We start from the raw sequence: 19,691 nt of genomic DNA on the forward strand, positions 1-19,691 counted from the left end.
CAAGGAATTGTCTTTCACAGACACCTCATTTCAAATTTTTGATGAAATTCCGTCATCAAATGCTTTTTTAATCTCCCCCTCTTCAAAAATTATGATGCCCGGTGTGTAATTGAAATATGCAAAGATAAATTATTTTTTTTAGAAACGCACTTCGACAAATGCCACGCAAATGTCGAATATCAAGTACATTTGACAAGCTCTATCCTCCTTTGTCGAAAGGCCATGAATGTTTCTCTTTATGGTAAAATTTGATATGATTAGTAAAATAATGAATAGAAAAAGAAGGGATTAGCCATGTCACTTTTAGAGGTAAAACAGTTAACGGGTGGATATACGAAAAATCCTGTTCTTAAGGATGTGTCCTTTTCAGTAAACCGTAATGAAATTGTTGGTCTGATCGGTTTAAATGGAGCAGGGAAAAGTACGACAATAAAACACATCATTGGGCTTATGGAAGCAAAGCAGGGGCAAGTTTTAATTAATGAAAGAACACAAAAAGAGGATATAGAGAAATATCGTTCTCAATTTAGTTTCATCCCAGAAACACCAATCCTTTATGATGAACTAACCTTGTTTGAGCATTTAGAGTTAACCGCAATGGCATATGGTTTAGATAAGGAAACATTTGAATCACGTCTTCAGCCATTGTTAAAAGAGTTTCGAATGGAAAAGAAATTAAAGTGGTTCCCGGCTCACTTCTCAAAGGGAATGAAGCAAAAGGTCATGATTATGTGTGCTTTCTTAGTGGAGCCTTCTTTATATATAATCGATGAGCCGTTTGTTGGGTTAGATCCATTAGGCATACAATCACTTCTTGAGTTGATGAACAAGATGAAGGAAAATGGTGCTGGTATCCTAATGTCTACACACATCTTGGCTACTGCGGAAAGATACTGTGATTCATTTGTTATTTTACATAACGGAAGGGTTAGGGCGAAAGGAACTCTAACTGAATTAAGAAAAGAGTTTAACATGGAAAACGCAACGTTAGATGATATCTATATTCAGCTAACAAAGGAAGAAGATACGAATGATTGATGCTAATAAATTATGGAAGCATAGGAACACTCAATATATAACAGAGATTAGACGCTATTTAAAATATATGTTCAACGATCATTTATTGATTGCTTTGATTTTTTTAATCGGCGGAGCAGCTTTTGTTTATAGTGGTTGGCTTGAAACACTATCACCAACATTTCCTGCCATTTTAATCATTGCTATACTGCTAGCGATCCCATTGACAAATAGTCAGATACAAACACTTTTAAAAGAGCCGGATATTGTATTTTTATTACAAGTTGAAAATAAACTAACACCTTACTTTCAAAAAGCATTCTTATCTAGTTTGGTGTTTCAAAGTTATTTAATAGTACTACTACTCGCAGCCATATCACCACTATATTTCAAGGTGACAGGTAATTCATTCCTAGCTCTTTTCGTGATTTTTTGTGTCCTTATCTTACAAAAGATATGGAACTTGTTAATAACATGGAATGTAAATTACTTTATTGAACCTTGGGCACGAACGACGGATCGATTTGTACGTTTTTTTATTAACTTTTTGTTTGTATATTTACTTTTAAAAGAAGCAAACTTTCTGTTTATCGTAGGCATGATTGCAATTATGATTGTCCTTCTTCTTTATTTTAACAGAGCAACATCATCAAAAAGTTTAAATTGGAATCAGTTAATTGACTTAGAGTCCAGAAGGATGATGACATTTTATCGAATAGCAAATTTATTTACAGATGTGCCTAAACTTAAAGAACGTGTCAAGAGGCGCAGATGGCTTGATTGGGTGACTGGAATGCTACCATACGCGCAGAAAAACACATATGGTCATTTATACTTAAGAACTTTTTTACGCTCCAGTGATTACTTAGGAATGTATGTCCGACTTCTTGTCATCGGTGGCCTTATTCTCTATTTTATCCCACTGGGAAATGGGAAGATCTTGGTTGCGTTGTTATTTATCTATTTAACAGGATATCAATTAATGACTTTATGGAGACAACACAGCTTAAAGATATGGATTGATCTATATCCAGTTTCAAAAGATACACGATTGTCTTCCTTTTTACAGCTAATCTTAGTCTTACTGGCGGTTCAGAGTTTGTTATTTGCAGTAAGTGTGTTCGTGAGTGGGATGGTTAGTCAATCACTACTCGTACTCGTACTTTCAATTATATTTACTTATCTTTTTGTACAAATGTATATTAAAGGTAAGATAAAGAAGCTTTCCTAGACAGATGCCCCTTTTCCGAGGATAAGGGGTTTTTTAGTTCAATGAATCTTTCAATAAATACATTCGTATATAAATAGACAGTATTTTAAAAAGGACGTTGAGGGTATGGATTACTATGAAGTCAAAGCTAAAGAAGAATTAGGTAAGTGGAGAAAGAAGATAACGAAGAAATCAACGATACTAAATCGTTTTTCAAAAACAGCACAAACGAAGATCAATAGTTATATTCCAGAAAGGGCGCATCAAATTATTACCGAAAGTATTAAGAAAATGGTTCAAGCCACATTAGCTGGTTCGGAGTATACAACCAAAGAAAGAGATGTAAGAGAGTTAACTTTAGAGGAAAAAGAAAAACTTGTCTTAGAAAGGTTAAATGTGTATAAACGGACAGCTGCAGTAGAAGGAGCGGGAACTGGAGCAGGTGGTTTTTTATTAGCTCTAGCAGACTTTCCATTACTGCTATCGATTAAAATGAAGTTCTTATTTGAAATAGCTTCAATCTACGGTTATGATTCAAAAAAATACGATGAGCGTTTGTTTCTTCTTCATATTTTTAAATTAGCTTTTTCTAGTGATAAGCATAAAGCAGAAACACTTGAGTTGATCGAGGATTGGGATGAAAAGAAGAAGGAGCTAGAAGAGTTAGATTGGCGTGTATTTCAACAAGAGTACCGTGATTACATCGATTTTGTGAAAATGCTTCAACTACTACCTGGAATAGGAGCAGTAGTAGGTGCCTATGCGAACTACAACCTACTTGACCAATTAGGAGAAACAGCAATTAACTGCTTTAGACTAAGGTATTTTGAGTGAAATAATGGGAAAAGAAAGTATTTAATTGGAATTGGTAAGTATTCTGTAGGAATAGGAAAGTAAACCTCCAAGATAGGAAAGTATTTCTGTTCAATAAGTAAGTATTTTGTTGTCTTAGTTAAGTATTTCAATTTATTTCCATTTGAACGCCTGATTATGATCATAAAAAAGCGTCTGGAAGAAGGGTTCCAAACGCTTTTATTCATTAAGCTTCTATTTTTGCTTCTACTTTATTATTAATTAGGTAATTAATCGCAGCTGATCCTAATGTTTTTGATGCAACTAGCATTGCTTTTTCATCAAAATCAAATTTAGGATGATGGTGTGGGTAAGGAACATCGACATTTACTGGCCTTGCTCCTGTAAAGAAGAATGTGCCTTTCACATGTTGTAAGTAATAGGCAAAATCTTCTCCACCCATTTGAAGATCTGCTTCTTCAACAGAAGTTACTCCAGGTACGCTTCTTGCAAGATCAACTAAGAATTCTGTTTCAGCCTTGTGATTAACAACAGCTGGATAACCACGATCAAACGAATAAGTGTAAGAGGAGTCATTTGTGTAACAAGTACCTTTAACAATACGTTCAATTTCTTCTTCTACCTGTGTACGAACTTCCTCATCAAAAGTTCGAACGGTACCAATTAATTTAGCTGTATCTGCAATAACATTAAATGCATTTTCTGCTACAAAAGAACCGACAGATACAACAGCTGATTTAACTGGGTTAACCTTTCTACTAACAATTTGTTGAAGGTTAACAACAAGTTGTGAAGCTGTTACAACTGCATCCTTTGTTTTATGTGGCTGCGCACCATGTCCACCTGCACCTTGTACTGTAATTTCAAAACGGTCAGCAGCAGCCATGATTGGTCCAACTCGGTATTGAATCGTTCCAGTTTGGTCACCAGCCCAAAGGTGAGTTCCAAAAATAGCATCGACCCCATCTAAGCATCCATCTTCAATCATTGAAATGGCTCCACCTGGTGCATATTCTTCTGCATGCTGATGGATGAATACAACTGTACCAGGAATCGAATCCTTCATTTCATGAAGAACTTTTGCTAGTATCAATAGAGTCGATGTATGCCCATCATGTCCGCAAGCATGCATAACGCCTGGAACAGTTGATTTGTAAGGGACATCCTTCTCGTCTTGAATTGGGAGAGCATCAAAATCCGCACGTAGTGCTACAGTTTGTCCAGGCTTTCCACCTACTACTTTGGCAACAACACCATTTCCGCCAACATTTGTACGAACCTCAATACCTAGTTCTTTATAGAAGTTAGCTATGTATTCAGCCGTTTTGTATTCTTTAAACGAAAGCTCAGGATGCTGATGTAAATGACGTCTAATATCAACCATTTCACTATACTTTTCTTCAAGCGATTCAAACAATTCAAGCAACATGAAAGAAGCCCCCTTTAATTTTTCAAACTATTGCTATAATTATAGCATGTTACTATAATAAGTATGAATCTTTTGTTTTAGACTAATAGAATTAAAATAGAAGGAAGTGAAATGACATTGGAAATAAAAACACAACATCAATTAAAAGCCACTAATACGAACCTACCATTCTATTTTTTTCTTAGTTTTTCAGTACCAGCTCTTGCTTTATTAATTTTATTCATGCAACAGGTGACTTCTGGCACAGAAGTGTTCGGAGATAAGGCTATCGAAAATTTTGTTAGCGGATTTACAAATTCATCTACAGTCTTTTTCTTTACCTTTATTACCAATTTTGTAACGACAGGTTCGGTCATTACTTTACTTGTAATCTCACTTGTTCTGATATGGTGGAAAAGCAGAGATTATGCAGCTATGATTGTTCTTGCTGTAGGTACTTACCTTAGTGATGAGATAAACCAGTGGTTGAAGATTACAATAGGAAGGGAACGCCCCAGTATTGATGTTAGCGTTTTTGCAGAAGGACACAGCTTTCCAAGTGGCCATGCAATGGTAGGAATTATGTTTTACGGTTTTTTAACCTACTTTGTTTTTTCAATGCTAAAAAATAGCAAGCACAAATTAATCCTAGTTATTACAATGTCTGTGATTATATTTCTAATTGGACTCAGCCGAATCGTTTTAAATGTTCATTACCCTTCGGATGTTATTGCAGGATTTGCAGCAGGATTTATCGGACTAGTTATTATGATTTTATTACATAAGGGTGGGCGTACAATTTTCCATCAGAAACTAAAAAAGGGATGAGCCTTCATCCCTTTTAATATTTATTCTATAGTTAGTAATAGCGCATCCCCTTTTTGGGATACAGCAACTTTCGCAAACTCCGCATTTCGCTCAACCTCAAGTCCAGTTCCTTCTGGCACGAAGTAGCTCTCAATTCCAAAAATGATTTGATTATATCCATTGTACTTTCCTGCAATAATGACCTCGTCTTCAGCTAAGCTTTCTTTAGTAGGGTCAATCTGCGTTTTATACACTTTTGAAACACTATAAATACCTTCATCATTTCTCTTCAAAAGTAAAAAGACCCGACCTTCATGTCTACCTTCACCAAGTTCAACTTCACCGATCTCATATTGCAATCGTACATAATCACCTTGGATCATGGACCTCGGGTCTACTGGAGCAAGTTTAAGTGTAATCGTTTTTCCTTCATTAATTAAATGTTCATTTGTTATCATCTGAAAGCTTACAAAAGATAACTGAAGAACTAGCACGGCACCTACAAACACCCATTGTATTCTTGTAAATGTTTTATTTGCACCGATTGTCTTATTTTCTTTATCCAAAAACCATGTAATTATAAAGAAAATAAGCCCAATAATAAAGAATGATAGAGACTTGTGAAGTAATGACCATACTAAATCATAATAGGTTGTCACAAGACTTAAAATCCAAAAAACGGCACTTACTCTAAATTCAAAAAGCTTCTCATTTTTACCAAAAAAGATGAGCAAACCTGTAACAACTATAAAAAGTAGTATGGCAAATATAATCTCCAAGACGATTTCCTCGTTTAGGAAGGTAAGCGCGTATAAGAAAAGATAAAAGAAAAACAAACCAATCCTAAATATATCTTTTTGAGCCTTCATCAAAAAAGCAAGAACTCCATTTATTACTGCAAAAACTAGGAATACTAGCTCAATATGGTCCCCTAGTTGAAGGTCATCAAAAACAAAGGAGAGTGTGGTAATTAATAGAGCAACATAGCTTATAAATCTAACAACTCCATCTTTAATGGTAATAAAAACAGCTAGAGATATAAGTAAGTAAAGTGTAGTGATAAAGCTTGAAAGAAAAATGGCTCCAAACATTCCAGAAAAGAAACCAATGATTAGTATTGTATGACGGGCAGTGTTATCAAGTTTCTTAAATAAAAGGCCAGTAAGAATAAACAATAAGCTTACAATAACTGCTGCATATTCCGATTCGGTTAAAATAAAGAGCAACGAACCGAAGCTTGAAGCAAACATGATGGAGCCTATGATTGTAACAATAACAATTAAAATTCGTTTAAGAGTTGAGTTTACTTTGCTACCACCACTAGGAGTGAATTTTCTGGCTAAGAATATACCACCTAGTATTAACAATAATGAAGCAAAGGTTCCGCTGAGTTGTACTGCAAAAAAGCCAAGATAATGATCAAACAAGAATGGTATTTCGATAATCTTTGCACAAATATATAAACTTGCCATGGTAAATAGAATAATCGTTAATCCTTGTTGACCCTTTGATTTTTTTAGAATTACAAAGGAAATGAATGCGAATGAAATGTATAGTACATTCGTCCAACCACTGTACGGCGGAAAAAGTTCAAAAAAACTCAAACTGATTAATGCAAGATGTACAGCCGTGTATGCAAAATATCGGATAATTTTAATTCTAAACTTGTTAGTAAAGGTAAAAGCGAATAATGCTAAGTTAATTAAACATACAACAAGATATATCAACCACTCCTCTAGATTTGTTCGACTGATGAAATAAGACGATGGGTTCATATAAAACCAGTAGGTTAGGTGAAGTAATACATAACTCACAACCCATAGTGGTGCATACCCTGTGATAAGTGCGAGTAGTACAGTGGGTATTAGCCATACGAAAAATAGCATATAGCTATCTGCATGTGAGTTATATATCTGTCCAATCAATCCAACACTCACGCCGAAGCATATGGCTCCTGCAACAAGAAACCACTTACCTAAAAAAGGTTGTTGCGAGATAAATTTTGTAGTTATGGCTGACACGAAATAAAAAAGAAGCATGATTCCAACGGATAGCCCCAATTTTTCAAACCTCGTAAAATAACTCCAGTTTGCAGCAAAAAAGTAAATAATGCTCGTTAGTAAAAGGATAATTGACCCGAGGTAGCCTACAGGTATTAATCTTTGCATAACTTCTCTCCCCCTTTGTTCTCATTCTATACCAAAAATACCTTTTCTGAATGCCTAGTATGAAGAAATTTCCATGATTACTGTGCTTGATATAACAAAAACCTAACAATAGGAGGTAGGTCATGTTGAATTCATTAAAAGTTATCATGATAATCATAGGTATTATCCTGTTTAATACAGCATGTCAAAGTGGTAACCAGGGAACATTGATGGAAAATAACATTGAGCCTCAAGGGGCGATATTGTATCAGAGTGAAAAGCACAGTGCGATCTATGGCACACATAATGAAGAAGAAAACATTAAGATCTTTTCAAATTCAGGGAATGATTCACAGTTAAAAACGGACCTTATAAATAAATATCAGATTCCCAAGGAATGGGGAGAGAATGTTACCGGTGTCAAGACGAGGTTGGATACAACTGATAAAGTCATTGCCCTTACATTAGATGCATGTGGTGGGGTTAATGGGAATGGGTATGATGCTGAGTTAATCTATTACCTTCGCACGGAAAATATTCCTGCAACTTTATTTATTAATAGTCGTTGGATTGATGCAAACTACTGGACATTCTGGGCATTAAACCGAATTCCTATTTTTGAACTTGAAAACCATGGAACTCACCATAGACCTTTATCAATCAATGGTAGAGAGGCTTGGGGAATAAAAGGTACAGCAAATGTCGGAGAGATGGTTGATGAAGTACTGCATAACCACCGCAAAATAGAAAGTATAACAGGAAAAGCACCAAAGTTCTTTCGATCTGGAACAGCCTTTTATGATGAAATTGGTGTAAAAGTAGCGAATGACATTGGGGAAGAAGTCGTAAACTTCAACGTGTTAGGAGATGCAGGAGCCACATTCTCAAAAGAACAAGTCAGAGATGCTCTCCTAAATGCTGGACCAGGAGCAATCGTATTACTTCATATGAACAAACCCGATAGAGAAACCTTTGAAGGGATAAAACTCGCTGTACCTGAATTAAAAAGAAGGGGATACAGATTTGTAAAACTAGAGGATTACCCTTTGAAATAGGCGTTGAAAAAGACTCATCCCATTAGGTGTTGGATGAGTCTTGCTATTACACCAAAATCTCTGTCTTACGCAAATTCTCTAACACCACTTGTACATCATAGCCTACTTGAAAATCATATAACTCACTTTGGTTTCCGTTTATCGCAGCTACAAACTCATTTATTAATTCATTCCAAAAATGATTACTCTCAGTTGGTAGCACTTCGTATGGTTCACCGATTTTTCCAGCTTTCACCTTCATTAAATCAACGAGTGAAATTGTTCCTTCTGTTCCATAGGCAGTTAAAGATAGTTTCTGTTCATCTATACCTGCCGTTCCACTAATTCCATTAAAAATGATAGGTACATGGTTAGCTAGTTTCATACTAGCAGTAATTCCAGTTTCCGGAAGCGTTGGGTCAGTCGGAAGTTCTAGGATACTTTTAACATCACTAATCTGACCGAAGAAGCGTTGGATAAGCTGAATGAAATGGCCTGAAACTTCGAAAACAAATCCACCTTGATCACGTGTATTGATCCATTGATTTTGCTGCCATGGTCTAGGCCATGTAGGGAATTGCATGTTAAGTTCGACTTTTCTAAGTCTCCCTATAAAGCCAGTTCTAATTAGTTCTTCAAATTTTCGTGTATTAGTTAAATAATTTAAAGGGAAGTTCATAGCATGAACAATGTTTGCTCGTTTTGCTTCATATAGCAATTCTTTAGCTTCTTCAACTGAATTAGCTAGTGGTTTTTCACACAAAATATGTTTCCTAGCACGAATTACGTCAAGAGCAACCTCATGGTGCCATTTCGGAGGGACAGAAACATACACCATGTCTACATCTGATTTCTCTAGTAAATCAGTGTGAGCTGTAAAACCTTTAACTTGATATTGCTCAACAGTGAGGTCTACCTTTGTTGAATCGATATCACAAATGGAAACTAGATCTACTAAAGGGTGCTCAGCAAAGACCTTTACCAAACCTTCTCCTAATGCTCCAACACCCACAATTCCAACTTTTACTTTGCTCATTGATTTACCATCTCCTGCTTACTTCTAAAGAAACTAGCCCAATAGTTTAATGCATTCTCAGTTGTTAAGTTTGCTAATTTACAAATTGTTAATGCAAAGTCTACATAATCGTCACCTTTTGCTGTTACAATGTTTTCATCAACGATTACACCATTCTCTACAAAGGCTTCACGAGTAAAGTGGTTAAATAATTCTAAGTCTGGTGTTACAGATGTCGTGAACTTTCTTTTCTTTAAAATACCAGCATCAGCTAACACTAATGGACCATAACAAATAGAACCTATAAGTTTGTTTTGCTCGTTTACTTGTTGTAATAATTTCTGTAATTTTTCGTTACCTAGAATAGATGGTGCATCTCCACCAGGTACAATAAATATATCAATATCATTAGGATTTACTTTGTCAATTGTAGTATGTGGTTTCATGATAAAACCCTCAGCACTTGTGATCTCTGATTCTCCTAAAGAAACTGTAACTAATTCGTGTCCGCGTCCTTTTATCCATCCAATTAAGTTTGCCTCAAAGTGTGCATAATCATTATAAATTAAAATATGTATGTTCATTTTTTCTCTCCATTTCTAAATCTCTTTTTAACATTTTTTAGTTTAATAAATTTTTGGATATCAAAAAAGACCCATTTTGGTATAATTTTACTAGTCCACTTTAGGCTTGAGAGGAAGAAATCAGATGAATATTTTTTTTACATTAGATTTTGAAAAAAGTAAATATAAGTATAAGTACCAAGCTTTGTACCATTTTATAAGAGATTTAATATTAAATGGAAAAGTTAAAATCGATACCAGATTGCCTTCTAGTCGTGAAATGGCAGTAAAATACAATGTAAATCGGAATACAGTTAAGCAAGTTTTTGAAATGCTTATTGCAGATGGGTATGTATCATCGGTGGAAGGTAGTGGTACGTTTGTTGCTTATTCGCCAACTAAATTTAATTTAATAGAGAAATCTTCAACAAATTTACGATTATCAAAATGGAGTAAACGAATACCTAGTAGTCCTTCAAAAGAAAAACCAATTAAAGCAACTATAGATTTTGGTGGTGCTGGATTTTCTCCAAATCTTTCTCATTTTCCTATTCAAGATTGGAAAAAGACTATATACGAGGCTACTAGAGAACTAAATTTTTTAACAGAGATTCCGGGGTATGATTCCAAAGGGCTTATACAGTTAAGGGAGGCTATTTCAGCTTACATACATCGTACACGTGGTATGAGTACTGACCCTAGTCAAATTATTATTATTAACGGTGTAATGCAGGGAATTGGAATTTTGTCTCAATTGCTAATTGATGAAGGAGATAAAGTTGTCGTAGAGGAGCCATCTTTTTCATCTATTCAAGGAAACTTTATTACTTCAGGTGCGACCCTGATATCTGCACCAATTGAACCTGGTGGATTTAGTGTGAAAGATTGGGACAGTCAATTAATTTATGTGACCCCAAGTAACCAATTCCCAACAGGAAAGGTAATGTCTCTTGAACAACGTTTGAATCTTCTTCAGTGGGCTAAAAAGAAAAATGCAATCATTATAGAAGATGATTATGATAGTGAGTTTAGAAGAAAGGGTCGGCCAATTGAACCACTAAAAGTACTTGATTATGAGGATCGAGTGGTATTCTTGGGTACGTTTGCAAAAAGCATACTTCCACATTTACGAATAGGATATGCAATCTTACCCAGTGACCTAGTTGATGAATTTTTACGAGCACGAAACTTGTTTGGATCATATACGACTTCTGCTCTTGAACAAATGGCAATAGCGCTATTTATAAAATCAGGAAAGCTTGAGCGCCATCTACGAAGACTAAACCGAATTTATTCACTAAAATATGAAGCATTTATGCTAGCCATTAAAACTCATTTACCAGACGCTTTTGATTGGTTGGACACAGATGCTGGCCTACATTTATTCGCAAGTTGGAAGCATTCATCCGAAAAGTATAAGGAGTTTACAAAAGAGTGCTTAGCGAGAGGCGTTCAGTGGGAAAGCGCTAACGAATATTATTTAAATCCTCCTAAACAGCAAAAGGCTATCTTTGGCTTTTCGCACTTAGATGAGCAGGAAATTGAGGAAGCAGTAAAACTGATGGGAGAGGTGTTTGAAAAAGTTAAGTGAAAAGCCCACTAAAGGGCTTTTCTAGTGTATCACAATTTCTTAAACAGAGATTCGTTACCTGAGTCCTGCTTATCCTTTTTACTGACTTTTCCTCTAATAAAAAGGATGATAACGATAATCGAAACAAATCCAATGCTAATAAAAAATCCTGGTCGACTAGAATCACTAAATAAAGTTCCAAACACAGCTAATAAAATGATAATCAGACCGAGAATATATTTCACATTTTTCATAGCTGTGCCCGGCAATAGCTTTCGGGCTGACAGTAAGATGAATAACCAGTTGAACAATAGCATTAGTCCAGCGGCAGTTGTAATGTATTCATAAATGGTATCAGGCATTAAAAGAGAAAGAATAATCGAAGCTAAAAGGCCAAACATTGAGAGGATAAATGTTAATGTTGGTACTTTTAGTTTTCCTTTTTTCGCAAAGACTTTTGGCGCATCTCCATCCTTTGCAAGTGTGACCAGGACAGTGGTTACTCCGAATAATGCGGCAACCATCGTAGAAAACCCAGCGATAATTAATGCAGCATTGAAAATGTGCTCGACATAAGGGAATTGATAGTTTTTTAAGGCAGTCACAAATGGACTTTCCTCAACCGAAAATTCTCCTTGTTTCACCATTATTACTGCTAATGTAATCGAGATTAGATAGATGATCGTTATTAGTCCTACCATTACCTTACCAGCCTTTGGTGCTTCCTCCGGGTTTTTTAGCTGTGCAGCCATTAACCCTGTTACCTCAACCCCACCAAATGCATAGAACACTAGAAGCAATGCTGACCATACTTGAACAATGCTGAATGGAAATATTTTATCCATCGTATTAGGAACATAGATTGGTTTTGAAACATCAAATAGCCCCATAATCGCTGCTAAAGCAATGATGATAAACATGAGAATTGCCGCAACCTTTATTAAGGCAAATATATTTTCAAAGCGGTTAACACCTTTGGCGCCAAATAAAATGACGATTAATCCTAATGCTGCATAAAAACTAGCAAAAATCCATAATGGAACATCTGGAAACCAAAAACGAGTGAAAATGGAAAGTGCAGTAAGCTGGCTCCCCATAATGAGCATTTCAGAGGCCCAGTACACCCATCCAGAAGTAAATCCAGCCCAAGCACCATATGCCTTTTTAGCATATGAACGGAATGCACCTTCAAGTGGTTCCTGAGCTGTCATTCTTGCAAGCCCATCAAAAACTAAATATGTACCGAGTGCAGCAATGATAAATAATAGTAAAACAGCCGGTCCACTTTTAATGATAGATATACTTGAGCCAAGGAAAAAACCAGTTCCGATTGTACTTCCTACACCAAATAAGGATAATTGCCACCATTTCAGATTATTTTCTGAACCGTTTGTTTTGCTCATAACACTCCTCCTCAACATGAATATTGTTCCAATATTTATTGGTTTTATGTGTTGTTAAAAGGTGAGTGGGCTTTAATTTTTTGTGTTATGAAATGGACTAGCTGAATACACTTGTACAAGTACTTCTTTGATATCTCATTAAAAGGTGGGGAACTATGAGTGTATTAATCAGTTATTTTTTTCTAGGAATTTCCTTAGCAGCTCCAATTGGACCAATCAACGCAGCTCAGTTAGATAGAGGAATCAAGTACGGATTTTTTAACGCATGGTTAATCGGTTTAGGATCTGTAGCAGCAGACCTTGTCTATATGCTCGTTGTGTATTTTGGACTTATTCATATTCTAGATATTCCTTTTGTAAAAGCATTTCTTTGGTTATTTGGTTTTTTTGTTTTAACTTATACAGGGATTGAAAGTCTTAAAAGCACTGGACAGATAACCAATTCGAGGGATGAAAGTGATGAATCTTATAAAAAGTCCTTTTCTGCAGGCTTTCTTATGGCTATTAGCAATCCCCTAACAATTTTGTTTTGGTTAGGGATTTATGGGTCAATATTGGCAAACACTGCTGCGACAGCTAGTTTAGAACAATTGGCAATCTACAGCTGTGCAATTATAGCAGGTTTAGTTTTATGGGACGTGTCAATGGCTGCATTATCAAGTAGCTTTCGCAAATTTTTATCGCCAGGTTTTTTAACATCAATTTCAATTCTATCGGGAGTATCTCTAATAGGTTTTGGACTGTATTTTGGGTATCAAGGGTTCATTCTTTTATTTGGATGATTTATATAAAAAAATGGTCACCCAAAATTGAGGGTGGCCATTTTTACTGTAAAGATATCTCGGTTTCTAATAAGTGTCTTAAGTGTTCCTTAGCATGGTTAAGTCTGACTAGTTGTTGTTCATTAGAAAGACCAGATTCATCAAGGCTATTTAACAAATCCTTTGTGATTTGCAGCTGATAATGTGCTTGATTCAATTCTCCAGCATCCCCAGTAGTTTGTGCATCAATCAGCTCTTTTTCTGCCAGTTCTAAAGAGTTCATCGCTTTTTCAAAAGTATTTTGTTCATCCACATTCATTCCCCCTAAGAAGATATCGATTTTAAACTAGCTTGCCACGAAATCGAAAATTTATCATGATTAGGGAGATACTGAACTCTTAATAAAAAAGCTGACTTCTCACGTGAAAAGTCAGCTTTTTTATTAAGACTGTGCAACACTTGATAAACGATCAGATGATGTAGCCACTTCATCAAAAGCATTTCCTAATTCATTTATCACATTCACAAAAGAAACTAGTTCATGCTTAATTTTATTATTTTGCTCTTTTGTTTCAATCATTGTTTTAAGAATTTCATCAAAATGTATATTTGTTTCAGAAATACTTGAAGTACCCTCGTTAACTTCAATTCGTATTTTCTCTAAAGAACTACCAAGCTTATCAACTTGTGTATTCGTATTTTTAATAAGATCAGCTACATTCGTTACTGATTTCTTCGTTTCTTCTGATAGTTTTCTAACCTCGCCAGCTACAACAGCAAACCCTTTGCCTTGTTCTCCTGCCCTAGCTGCTTCAATCGCTGCATTTAATGCCAATAGATTTGTTTGGTCCGCAATACCGGTAACGATGTTTACAATGTCATTCATTTGTTTAGATATGTCTAACAAAACTTTAACATCTGTTGAAATATCATTTACTGTTTGCTGAATCGTTGACATGTTTTTATCCTGACTTTGAATTTGGTCTTTTCCTTTTTGAGATCTCTCTTCTGCAAGGACAGACAAATCACTTGCTGTATGAGCGAGTGATGTAATCGTATCGGATTGTTTAATTAATTCTTGGAATGAGGCATTTGTTTGCTCGGAAACTGCCGCAAGGTGTTGAGAAGCTTCCGATATTTTCATTCCTAATCTTAATTTATGATCTTCAATTTCTTGTTTAAGACGCTCAGTCTCTTTATCATATGCCTCTAACACGACCTGTTGTTCTAAGTTGAGTAATTTTGAAACAGCCCGTAGTGCAGGGAATTGTAAGTCTTTTTGCAAATTCTGTTCAACGATATCAAGTAGAGATAGCAGTAGATCTTGAAAGGCGCACATATACCACTTTGTTTGCAATCCAATTTTAACGTGGACATGAGCAATTGTTTTTCTTTTTTCTAAGTAAGTTGAATCAATAACACCATCAAACATTTCAAGAATATGTATTCTAAGTGTTTTCTTTAGTCGTTCAATGGAACTATTATCATTAATTATATGTAATAAACTAGACTCATTCTCTAAGTTACTGTAGAAACGATTAACGATCTCCTCGATGCTAACGTTTACAAAGGGTTTAATGGCTTTGATTGTTGATAAATCGTCAATTGTTAATCCAATCATTGAAACTTGCTTTTCTAAATCACTTCCAGATTTAATTTCAAGCCTACCTTTTTCTGTAGGTGGTGAGGTATTCATCGCAGTCTTTTTTTTCTTAAATAACATATTTATGCACTCCTTTGTAAATTTCTACAATATTCCATTATATTAACATATGAAAATTAAATAGTCGTAGGACTTTTAAACTATTTACATGGTATATATGTAGTAAACTGTTGGAAATGGTAGAAAAATGTTGAGGAATTGTCAATTTCTAAACGAAACTTTCAACAAATGTGATAAATGTCACAGTTCCATTCTGGGTCTACATGTGATAATTACTAACATGATGATAGGAAATATATCCTGTTGGTACACTGATTAGAAGGGGACTACTATGAGTGTAATGGAAAATAAAATGAACAAAAATATAATTCTTAGTAATATAAAGGATGCTTTAGATGTGTCATCCATTATCGCTATTACAGATGAAGTTGGAACCATCACTTATGTTAATGATAAGTTCTGTGAAATTTCTCAATATACGAGAGAAGAATTGATTGGAAAGAATCATAGAATCATAAATTCAGGATACCATTCAAAATCTTTCTTTAGAGATATGTGGAGAACGATATCTAATGGAGAGGTATGGAGAGGGCAAGTAAAAAACAGAGCAAAAGATGGTTCATCATATTGGGTTGAAACGGTGATTGTTCCTTTTTTATCCGAAAATAAAAAACCTTACCAGTATATCTCTATTAGAAATGACATCACTGAGAAAAAGAATATGGAAGAAGAGCTTAATTTTCATGAGGATAGGGTTCGAGCCATGATTCAACATCTTAGTGAGGGGGTTGCAATACTCAAGTATGACGGAACAATTCGTTATATTAGTCCTTCTTATGAAAAGATTACAAAAATGAAAGTTTCTGATGTTATTAATAATGGTGTTGTGAAACTTATACATAATGATGATCGTTCTTATTTTGATAGTAAGATTAAATTAGCGAAAGAAAATCCTCAAGTACCCATGCGCTTTCATATTCGTGCACTGCACGGTGATGGGGTTTATTATGTACACGAATTAATTGTGACAAACTTTTTAAATCAAGCAGGGATTAATGGGATCGTTATAAACTTTAGGGATATCACTGAAGAAAAAAGAATTGAACAACAGCTTAAAAACAATGCATTTTATGATCCATTGACAAGTTTACCTAACCGCACCTTTTATAGATCAAGGATTAATACAGTGATTGAGAATGCACAGAAAAACGATGAACAATTTCATTTAGCTGTTTTAAATATTGATGATATTCAACAAATTAATGATATGTTTGGTTACGAGACAGGAGATCAAATATTACAAGAGATATCAAAACGACTGTCTACCAATCTTCCTATTAATACTTTTATTGCAAGGATGGGGGGAGACGAATTTTCCTTGATTTTAAGAAATGGCTGTATCTCAGATAAAGAGATTGGCGAATATATTTTGTACCTAATGAAAGACTCCTTCATTGTAGAAGGTCAGGAACTGTATATTTCTATTAGTCTTGGAATTAGTTGTTTTCCTTTAGATGCTATAGATAATCAAACCTTACTTTCATATTCAACTAGTTCTATGAGGTTCGCAAAACAGCAAGGAAAGAACCAGTATAAGTACTTTGATAACTCCATTGCGACTATCAATTATAGGGAATTTACTATTAAAAATGATATTCACCAAGCTATTGATAAGGATGAGCTTTCAGTCTATTTCCAACCTCGTATCAACACGAAAACAAACAAAATTAGTTCCTTCGAATCTTTAATTCGTTGGAATCATCCAAGAATAGGAATGGTTCCCCCTAATGAGTTTATCCCTATCGTTGAGAAAAGTGGGCTAATGTTTTCTATTGGATACTGGGTGTTTAAGGAATCCTGTAATCAACTCAAAAGGATTAATGAACTAACTAACACTTCATATAAAGTATCCATAAATTTTTCACCTTGTCAGTTGATGAGTGTGCATTCTGTCAAAGATTACTTGCAAATTGTTCAATCATATGAACTCTCTCCGTCTCTTATCGAAATTGAAATCACAGAATCTGTTTTTATTCAGAACAAAGAGAGAGTGAAGCAAGTTATTAGAAGCTTTAGAGAAGCTGGTTTCACAGTCGCTTTGGATGACTTTGGTTCGGGTTATTCATCCCTTAGTTATCTTCAAGAATTTCGAACAGACACACTAAAAATGGACCGTAGCTTCGTTAAAACTATTGAAAAAGAAACAGAAAGCTTAGAAATAGCCAGAATGATTATTAATTTAGCCAAGTTGTTAGGGATGCATGTTGTTGGTGAAGGGGTAGAAACGACGGAACAACTTCATTTATTACAAGAGATGGGGTGTAATGAAGTACAGGGGTATTTATTTAGTAAACCTTTGCCTTTCCGTGCCCTTGTTGATTACGTTATTCAAAAAAATAAAAATGAATTAATCTTCAGCAAATGAACTAAGTCATAGAGCGCAGCAACTACAAGATATTGTTGAACAGTTTAAATTGTAGTAACACAGAATTTTTTACTGTAACCTCTTTTAATTAAATACTATCTATTCATAGAGGGTGAAATTTGAACAGGTTTCATCCTCTTTATCTTTTGTATTTTAAGTGACATTCATATAGAAATAAGTGTAAAGTATAGTAAGATAATAAAGCAATTAATGGTAATGGAGTATAAAATATGAAAAGAATTAAATATAATAGAAAATTCAAACTGACTACACTGTTAACCAGCTTAGTTTCGGCGTCAGTTATATTAACTATTATTATTCTATTGGGAGCATCCTATCAGTCTGAGAAAAGGTCTCTGACCAATACGTATTTATCTCTTAATGGTTCCAAGTCAGAGAAGATAAGCCGGTCAGTTGATTCATTATTTAAGTCAATGAGGCTAAGTTTAGTAGAGACTACCAACTACCTTGCTAAAAACAGCGAACTGAGTGATGAAGATATACAAGAACAATTGGAACTATTGAGGAATAATAGCAGATACTTTAACTCGCTCTCTTGGATAGATGAAACAGGTCTGATACGAAACATAGCTCCATTAAGTGTTGGGCTTAAAGGTGAAAAGGTTACAGGAATCACAAGAGACGTACTCGACCTGAAAGTACCAACTTTAACAAAGCCATACATCGCACCTTCAGGACGACTTATTGTATTAATGAGTGAACCTTTATTTGATAGTAATGGTAATTACCGTGGGATAATTGGTGGATCTATATATTTACAAGAAAGAAACGTCCTAAATGAGATACTTGGAAATGATATCATTGGAGAGGATGGCTCCTATTATTATGTAGTGGGACCCGGTGGGAAATTATTATTTCATCCTTACACCAACCGTATAGGTGAAGATGTAATAGCTAACCCAATGGTTCGTAAGGTTATACAGGGGCAAAGTGGAGTTCAGCGTGTTACAAATACACAAGGCATTTCGATGCTTGCTGCCTATAATCATATACCAGAAACTGGTTGGGGAGTCATACAGCAAACTCCCGTCTCCTATATTAATGAACTATTGAAAAAACATACTAAACAACTAATGTTATACGCACTATCTCCATTTTTATTTTTACTGTTTTTATCCGTATTACTTGCTCGGAAACTAGCTAAACCTTTTCATTATTTGGCGGATCTTGTTAATCAATTAGCATCTGGGGAACAGGTCTTAACTCTAGAAAAAAACTCTCATTGGAATAGAGAAGCAGATTTATTAACTAAAAGTGTATTAATTGCAATTGACTCTGTGCAAAAAAATAATACTAAACTTACAGAGGAGGCTATGACAGATCCTTTAACTGAACTGCCGAATATTAGGAAATTCCAAGAGGTCCTTGAGCGTTTTAAGAATGAAGAAAAGTCGTTCTCGCTAGTCCTTATAGATATTGATCATTTTAAAGCTGTAAATGATAACTTTGGACATAAAGCAGGAGATGAAGTGTTAAAATATATGGCTAAAATGGTTTCTTCTTTAATAAGAGATTCAGATGTGTTTTTTAGGTATGGCGGAGAAGAGTTCGTGCTTTTATTACCTGATATTAATTCTTCTGAAGCTTACGAAATAGCTGAGAGGATACGAATTAAAGTTAGTAAAAGGAATACTCCAATTGGGGAGCCTATTACTATTTCATTAGGAATAGCTGATTATCCTCAAGCAACAAGATCACTGAATGATTTATTTAGGTTTGCTGACAAAGCCTTATACAAATCTAAAAATGAGGGTAGAAACCGAACGACAATTTGGTTTATCGGTAGTTAAAATAATACTAAAAGGGAGTTAGTGATTTATTATCATTAACTCTC

General features: G+C 35.0%; 16 protein-coding genes. 9 read left to right on the top strand and 7 right to left on the bottom strand.

Annotation, left to right across the window (positions count from 1 at the left end; translation table 11 throughout):
* Positions 1 to 294: 294 nt before the first annotated feature.
* From J2Z26_RS01685 to J2Z26_RS01695, 3 genes are all read left to right on the top strand, one after another.
* The gene (locus J2Z26_RS01685) at positions 295 to 1,038 is read left to right on the top strand and encodes an ABC transporter ATP-binding protein (protein ID WP_193534238.1); all 744 of its coding nucleotides are present in this window, start codon (positions 295 to 297) and stop codon (positions 1,036 to 1,038) included.
* Complete coding sequence (locus J2Z26_RS01690) at positions 1,031 to 2,248, top strand: ABC transporter permease (protein ID WP_193534237.1); 1,218 nt, start codon at positions 1,031 to 1,033, stop codon at positions 2,246 to 2,248. Before J2Z26_RS01685 ends, J2Z26_RS01690 begins: the two co-directional genes overlap by 8 nt.
* A gap of 105 nt (positions 2,249 to 2,353) precedes the next feature.
* Complete coding sequence (locus tag J2Z26_RS01695) at positions 2,354 to 3,061, top strand: EcsC family protein (protein ID WP_193534236.1); 708 nt, start codon at positions 2,354 to 2,356, stop codon at positions 3,059 to 3,061.
* 205 nt (positions 3,062 to 3,266) lie between these two features.
* Here J2Z26_RS01695 and J2Z26_RS01700 read toward each other — a convergent pair whose 3' ends face one another.
* Positions 3,267 to 4,469: a M20 family metallopeptidase gene (locus J2Z26_RS01700; protein ID WP_193534235.1), complete on the bottom strand. Its 1,203-nt coding sequence runs from the start codon at positions 4,467 to 4,469 to the stop codon at positions 3,267 to 3,269.
* 111 nt (positions 4,470 to 4,580) lie between these two features.
* On the opposite strand from J2Z26_RS01700, the gene J2Z26_RS01705 reads away from it, so the two are divergent.
* Positions 4,581 to 5,276 carry a phosphatase PAP2 family protein gene (locus J2Z26_RS01705; RefSeq protein ID WP_193534234.1) on the top strand — a complete coding sequence of 232 codons (696 nt, stop codon included), beginning with the start codon at positions 4,581 to 4,583 and terminating at the stop codon, positions 5,274 to 5,276.
* A gap of 20 nt (positions 5,277 to 5,296) precedes the next feature.
* Here J2Z26_RS01705 and J2Z26_RS01710 read toward each other — a convergent pair whose 3' ends face one another.
* Positions 5,297 to 7,423: a GDYXXLXY domain-containing protein gene (locus tag J2Z26_RS01710; RefSeq protein ID WP_193534233.1), complete on the bottom strand. Its 2,127-nt coding sequence runs from the start codon at positions 7,421 to 7,423 to the stop codon at positions 5,297 to 5,299.
* 122 nt (positions 7,424 to 7,545) lie between these two features.
* Between J2Z26_RS01710 and J2Z26_RS01715 the strand changes: the two genes are divergently transcribed.
* Entirely contained in the window at positions 7,546 to 8,457 is a 912-nt protein-coding gene (locus J2Z26_RS01715; protein WP_227413572.1) for a polysaccharide deacetylase family protein, read from the top strand.
* A 46-nt stretch (positions 8,458 to 8,503) separates the two neighbouring features.
* Here the strand turns inward: J2Z26_RS01715 and J2Z26_RS01720 are convergent, their stop codons facing one another.
* Positions 8,504 to 9,472, bottom strand: a complete 969-nt coding sequence (locus J2Z26_RS01720) for a Gfo/Idh/MocA family protein (protein WP_193534232.1) — start codon at positions 9,470 to 9,472, stop codon at positions 8,504 to 8,506.
* Positions 9,469 to 10,035: a DJ-1/PfpI family protein gene (locus J2Z26_RS01725; RefSeq protein ID WP_193534231.1), complete on the bottom strand. Its 567-nt coding sequence runs from the start codon at positions 10,033 to 10,035 to the stop codon at positions 9,469 to 9,471. The genes J2Z26_RS01720 and J2Z26_RS01725 overlap by 4 nt, the downstream gene beginning before the upstream one ends.
* A gap of 124 nt (positions 10,036 to 10,159) precedes the next feature.
* Between J2Z26_RS01725 and pdxR the strand changes: the two genes are divergently transcribed.
* Positions 10,160 to 11,605 (top strand): MocR-like pyridoxine biosynthesis transcription factor PdxR, encoded by a 1,446-nt coding sequence (gene pdxR, locus J2Z26_RS01730; RefSeq protein WP_193534230.1) that lies wholly within the window; start codon positions 10,160 to 10,162, stop codon positions 11,603 to 11,605.
* A 29-nt stretch (positions 11,606 to 11,634) separates the two neighbouring features.
* On the opposite strand, the gene J2Z26_RS01735 is transcribed toward pdxR, so the two are convergent.
* Complete coding sequence (locus J2Z26_RS01735) at positions 11,635 to 12,987, bottom strand: amino acid permease (RefSeq protein WP_193534229.1); 1,353 nt, start codon at positions 12,985 to 12,987, stop codon at positions 11,635 to 11,637.
* Positions 12,988 to 13,142: 155 nt separating this feature from the next.
* On the opposite strand from J2Z26_RS01735, the gene J2Z26_RS01740 reads away from it, so the two are divergent.
* Positions 13,143 to 13,769: a LysE family transporter gene (locus tag J2Z26_RS01740; protein WP_193534228.1), complete on the top strand. Its 627-nt coding sequence runs from the start codon at positions 13,143 to 13,145 to the stop codon at positions 13,767 to 13,769.
* A gap of 43 nt (positions 13,770 to 13,812) precedes the next feature.
* Here J2Z26_RS01740 and J2Z26_RS01745 read toward each other — a convergent pair whose 3' ends face one another.
* Together J2Z26_RS01745 and J2Z26_RS01750 are read right to left on the bottom strand one after the other, a co-directional pair.
* On the bottom strand, positions 13,813 to 14,061 hold the full coding sequence (locus J2Z26_RS01745) for a hypothetical protein (RefSeq protein WP_193534227.1): 249 nt from the start codon (positions 14,059 to 14,061) through the stop codon (positions 13,813 to 13,815).
* A 129-nt stretch (positions 14,062 to 14,190) separates the two neighbouring features.
* Positions 14,191 to 15,471 carry a globin-coupled sensor protein gene (locus J2Z26_RS01750; RefSeq protein ID WP_193534226.1) on the bottom strand — a complete coding sequence of 427 codons (1,281 nt, stop codon included), beginning with the start codon at positions 15,469 to 15,471 and terminating at the stop codon, positions 14,191 to 14,193.
* A gap of 271 nt (positions 15,472 to 15,742) precedes the next feature.
* Between J2Z26_RS01750 and J2Z26_RS01755 the strand changes: the two genes are divergently transcribed.
* On the top strand, positions 15,743 to 17,836 hold the full coding sequence (locus tag J2Z26_RS01755; RefSeq protein WP_209794279.1) for a sensor domain-containing protein: 2,094 nt from the start codon (positions 15,743 to 15,745) through the stop codon (positions 17,834 to 17,836).
* Between the two features lie 230 nt (positions 17,837 to 18,066).
* A complete protein-coding gene (locus J2Z26_RS01760; protein WP_193534224.1) occupies positions 18,067 to 19,647 on the top strand; it encodes a sensor domain-containing diguanylate cyclase in 1,581 nt (526 codons plus the stop codon).
* Positions 19,648 to 19,691: the final 44 nt, after the last annotated feature.

The organism is Cytobacillus luteolus, from assembly GCF_017873715.1.
GTDB classification, from domain to species: domain Bacteria; phylum Bacillota; class Bacilli; order Bacillales; family Bacillaceae_L; genus Bacillus_BV; species Bacillus_BV luteola.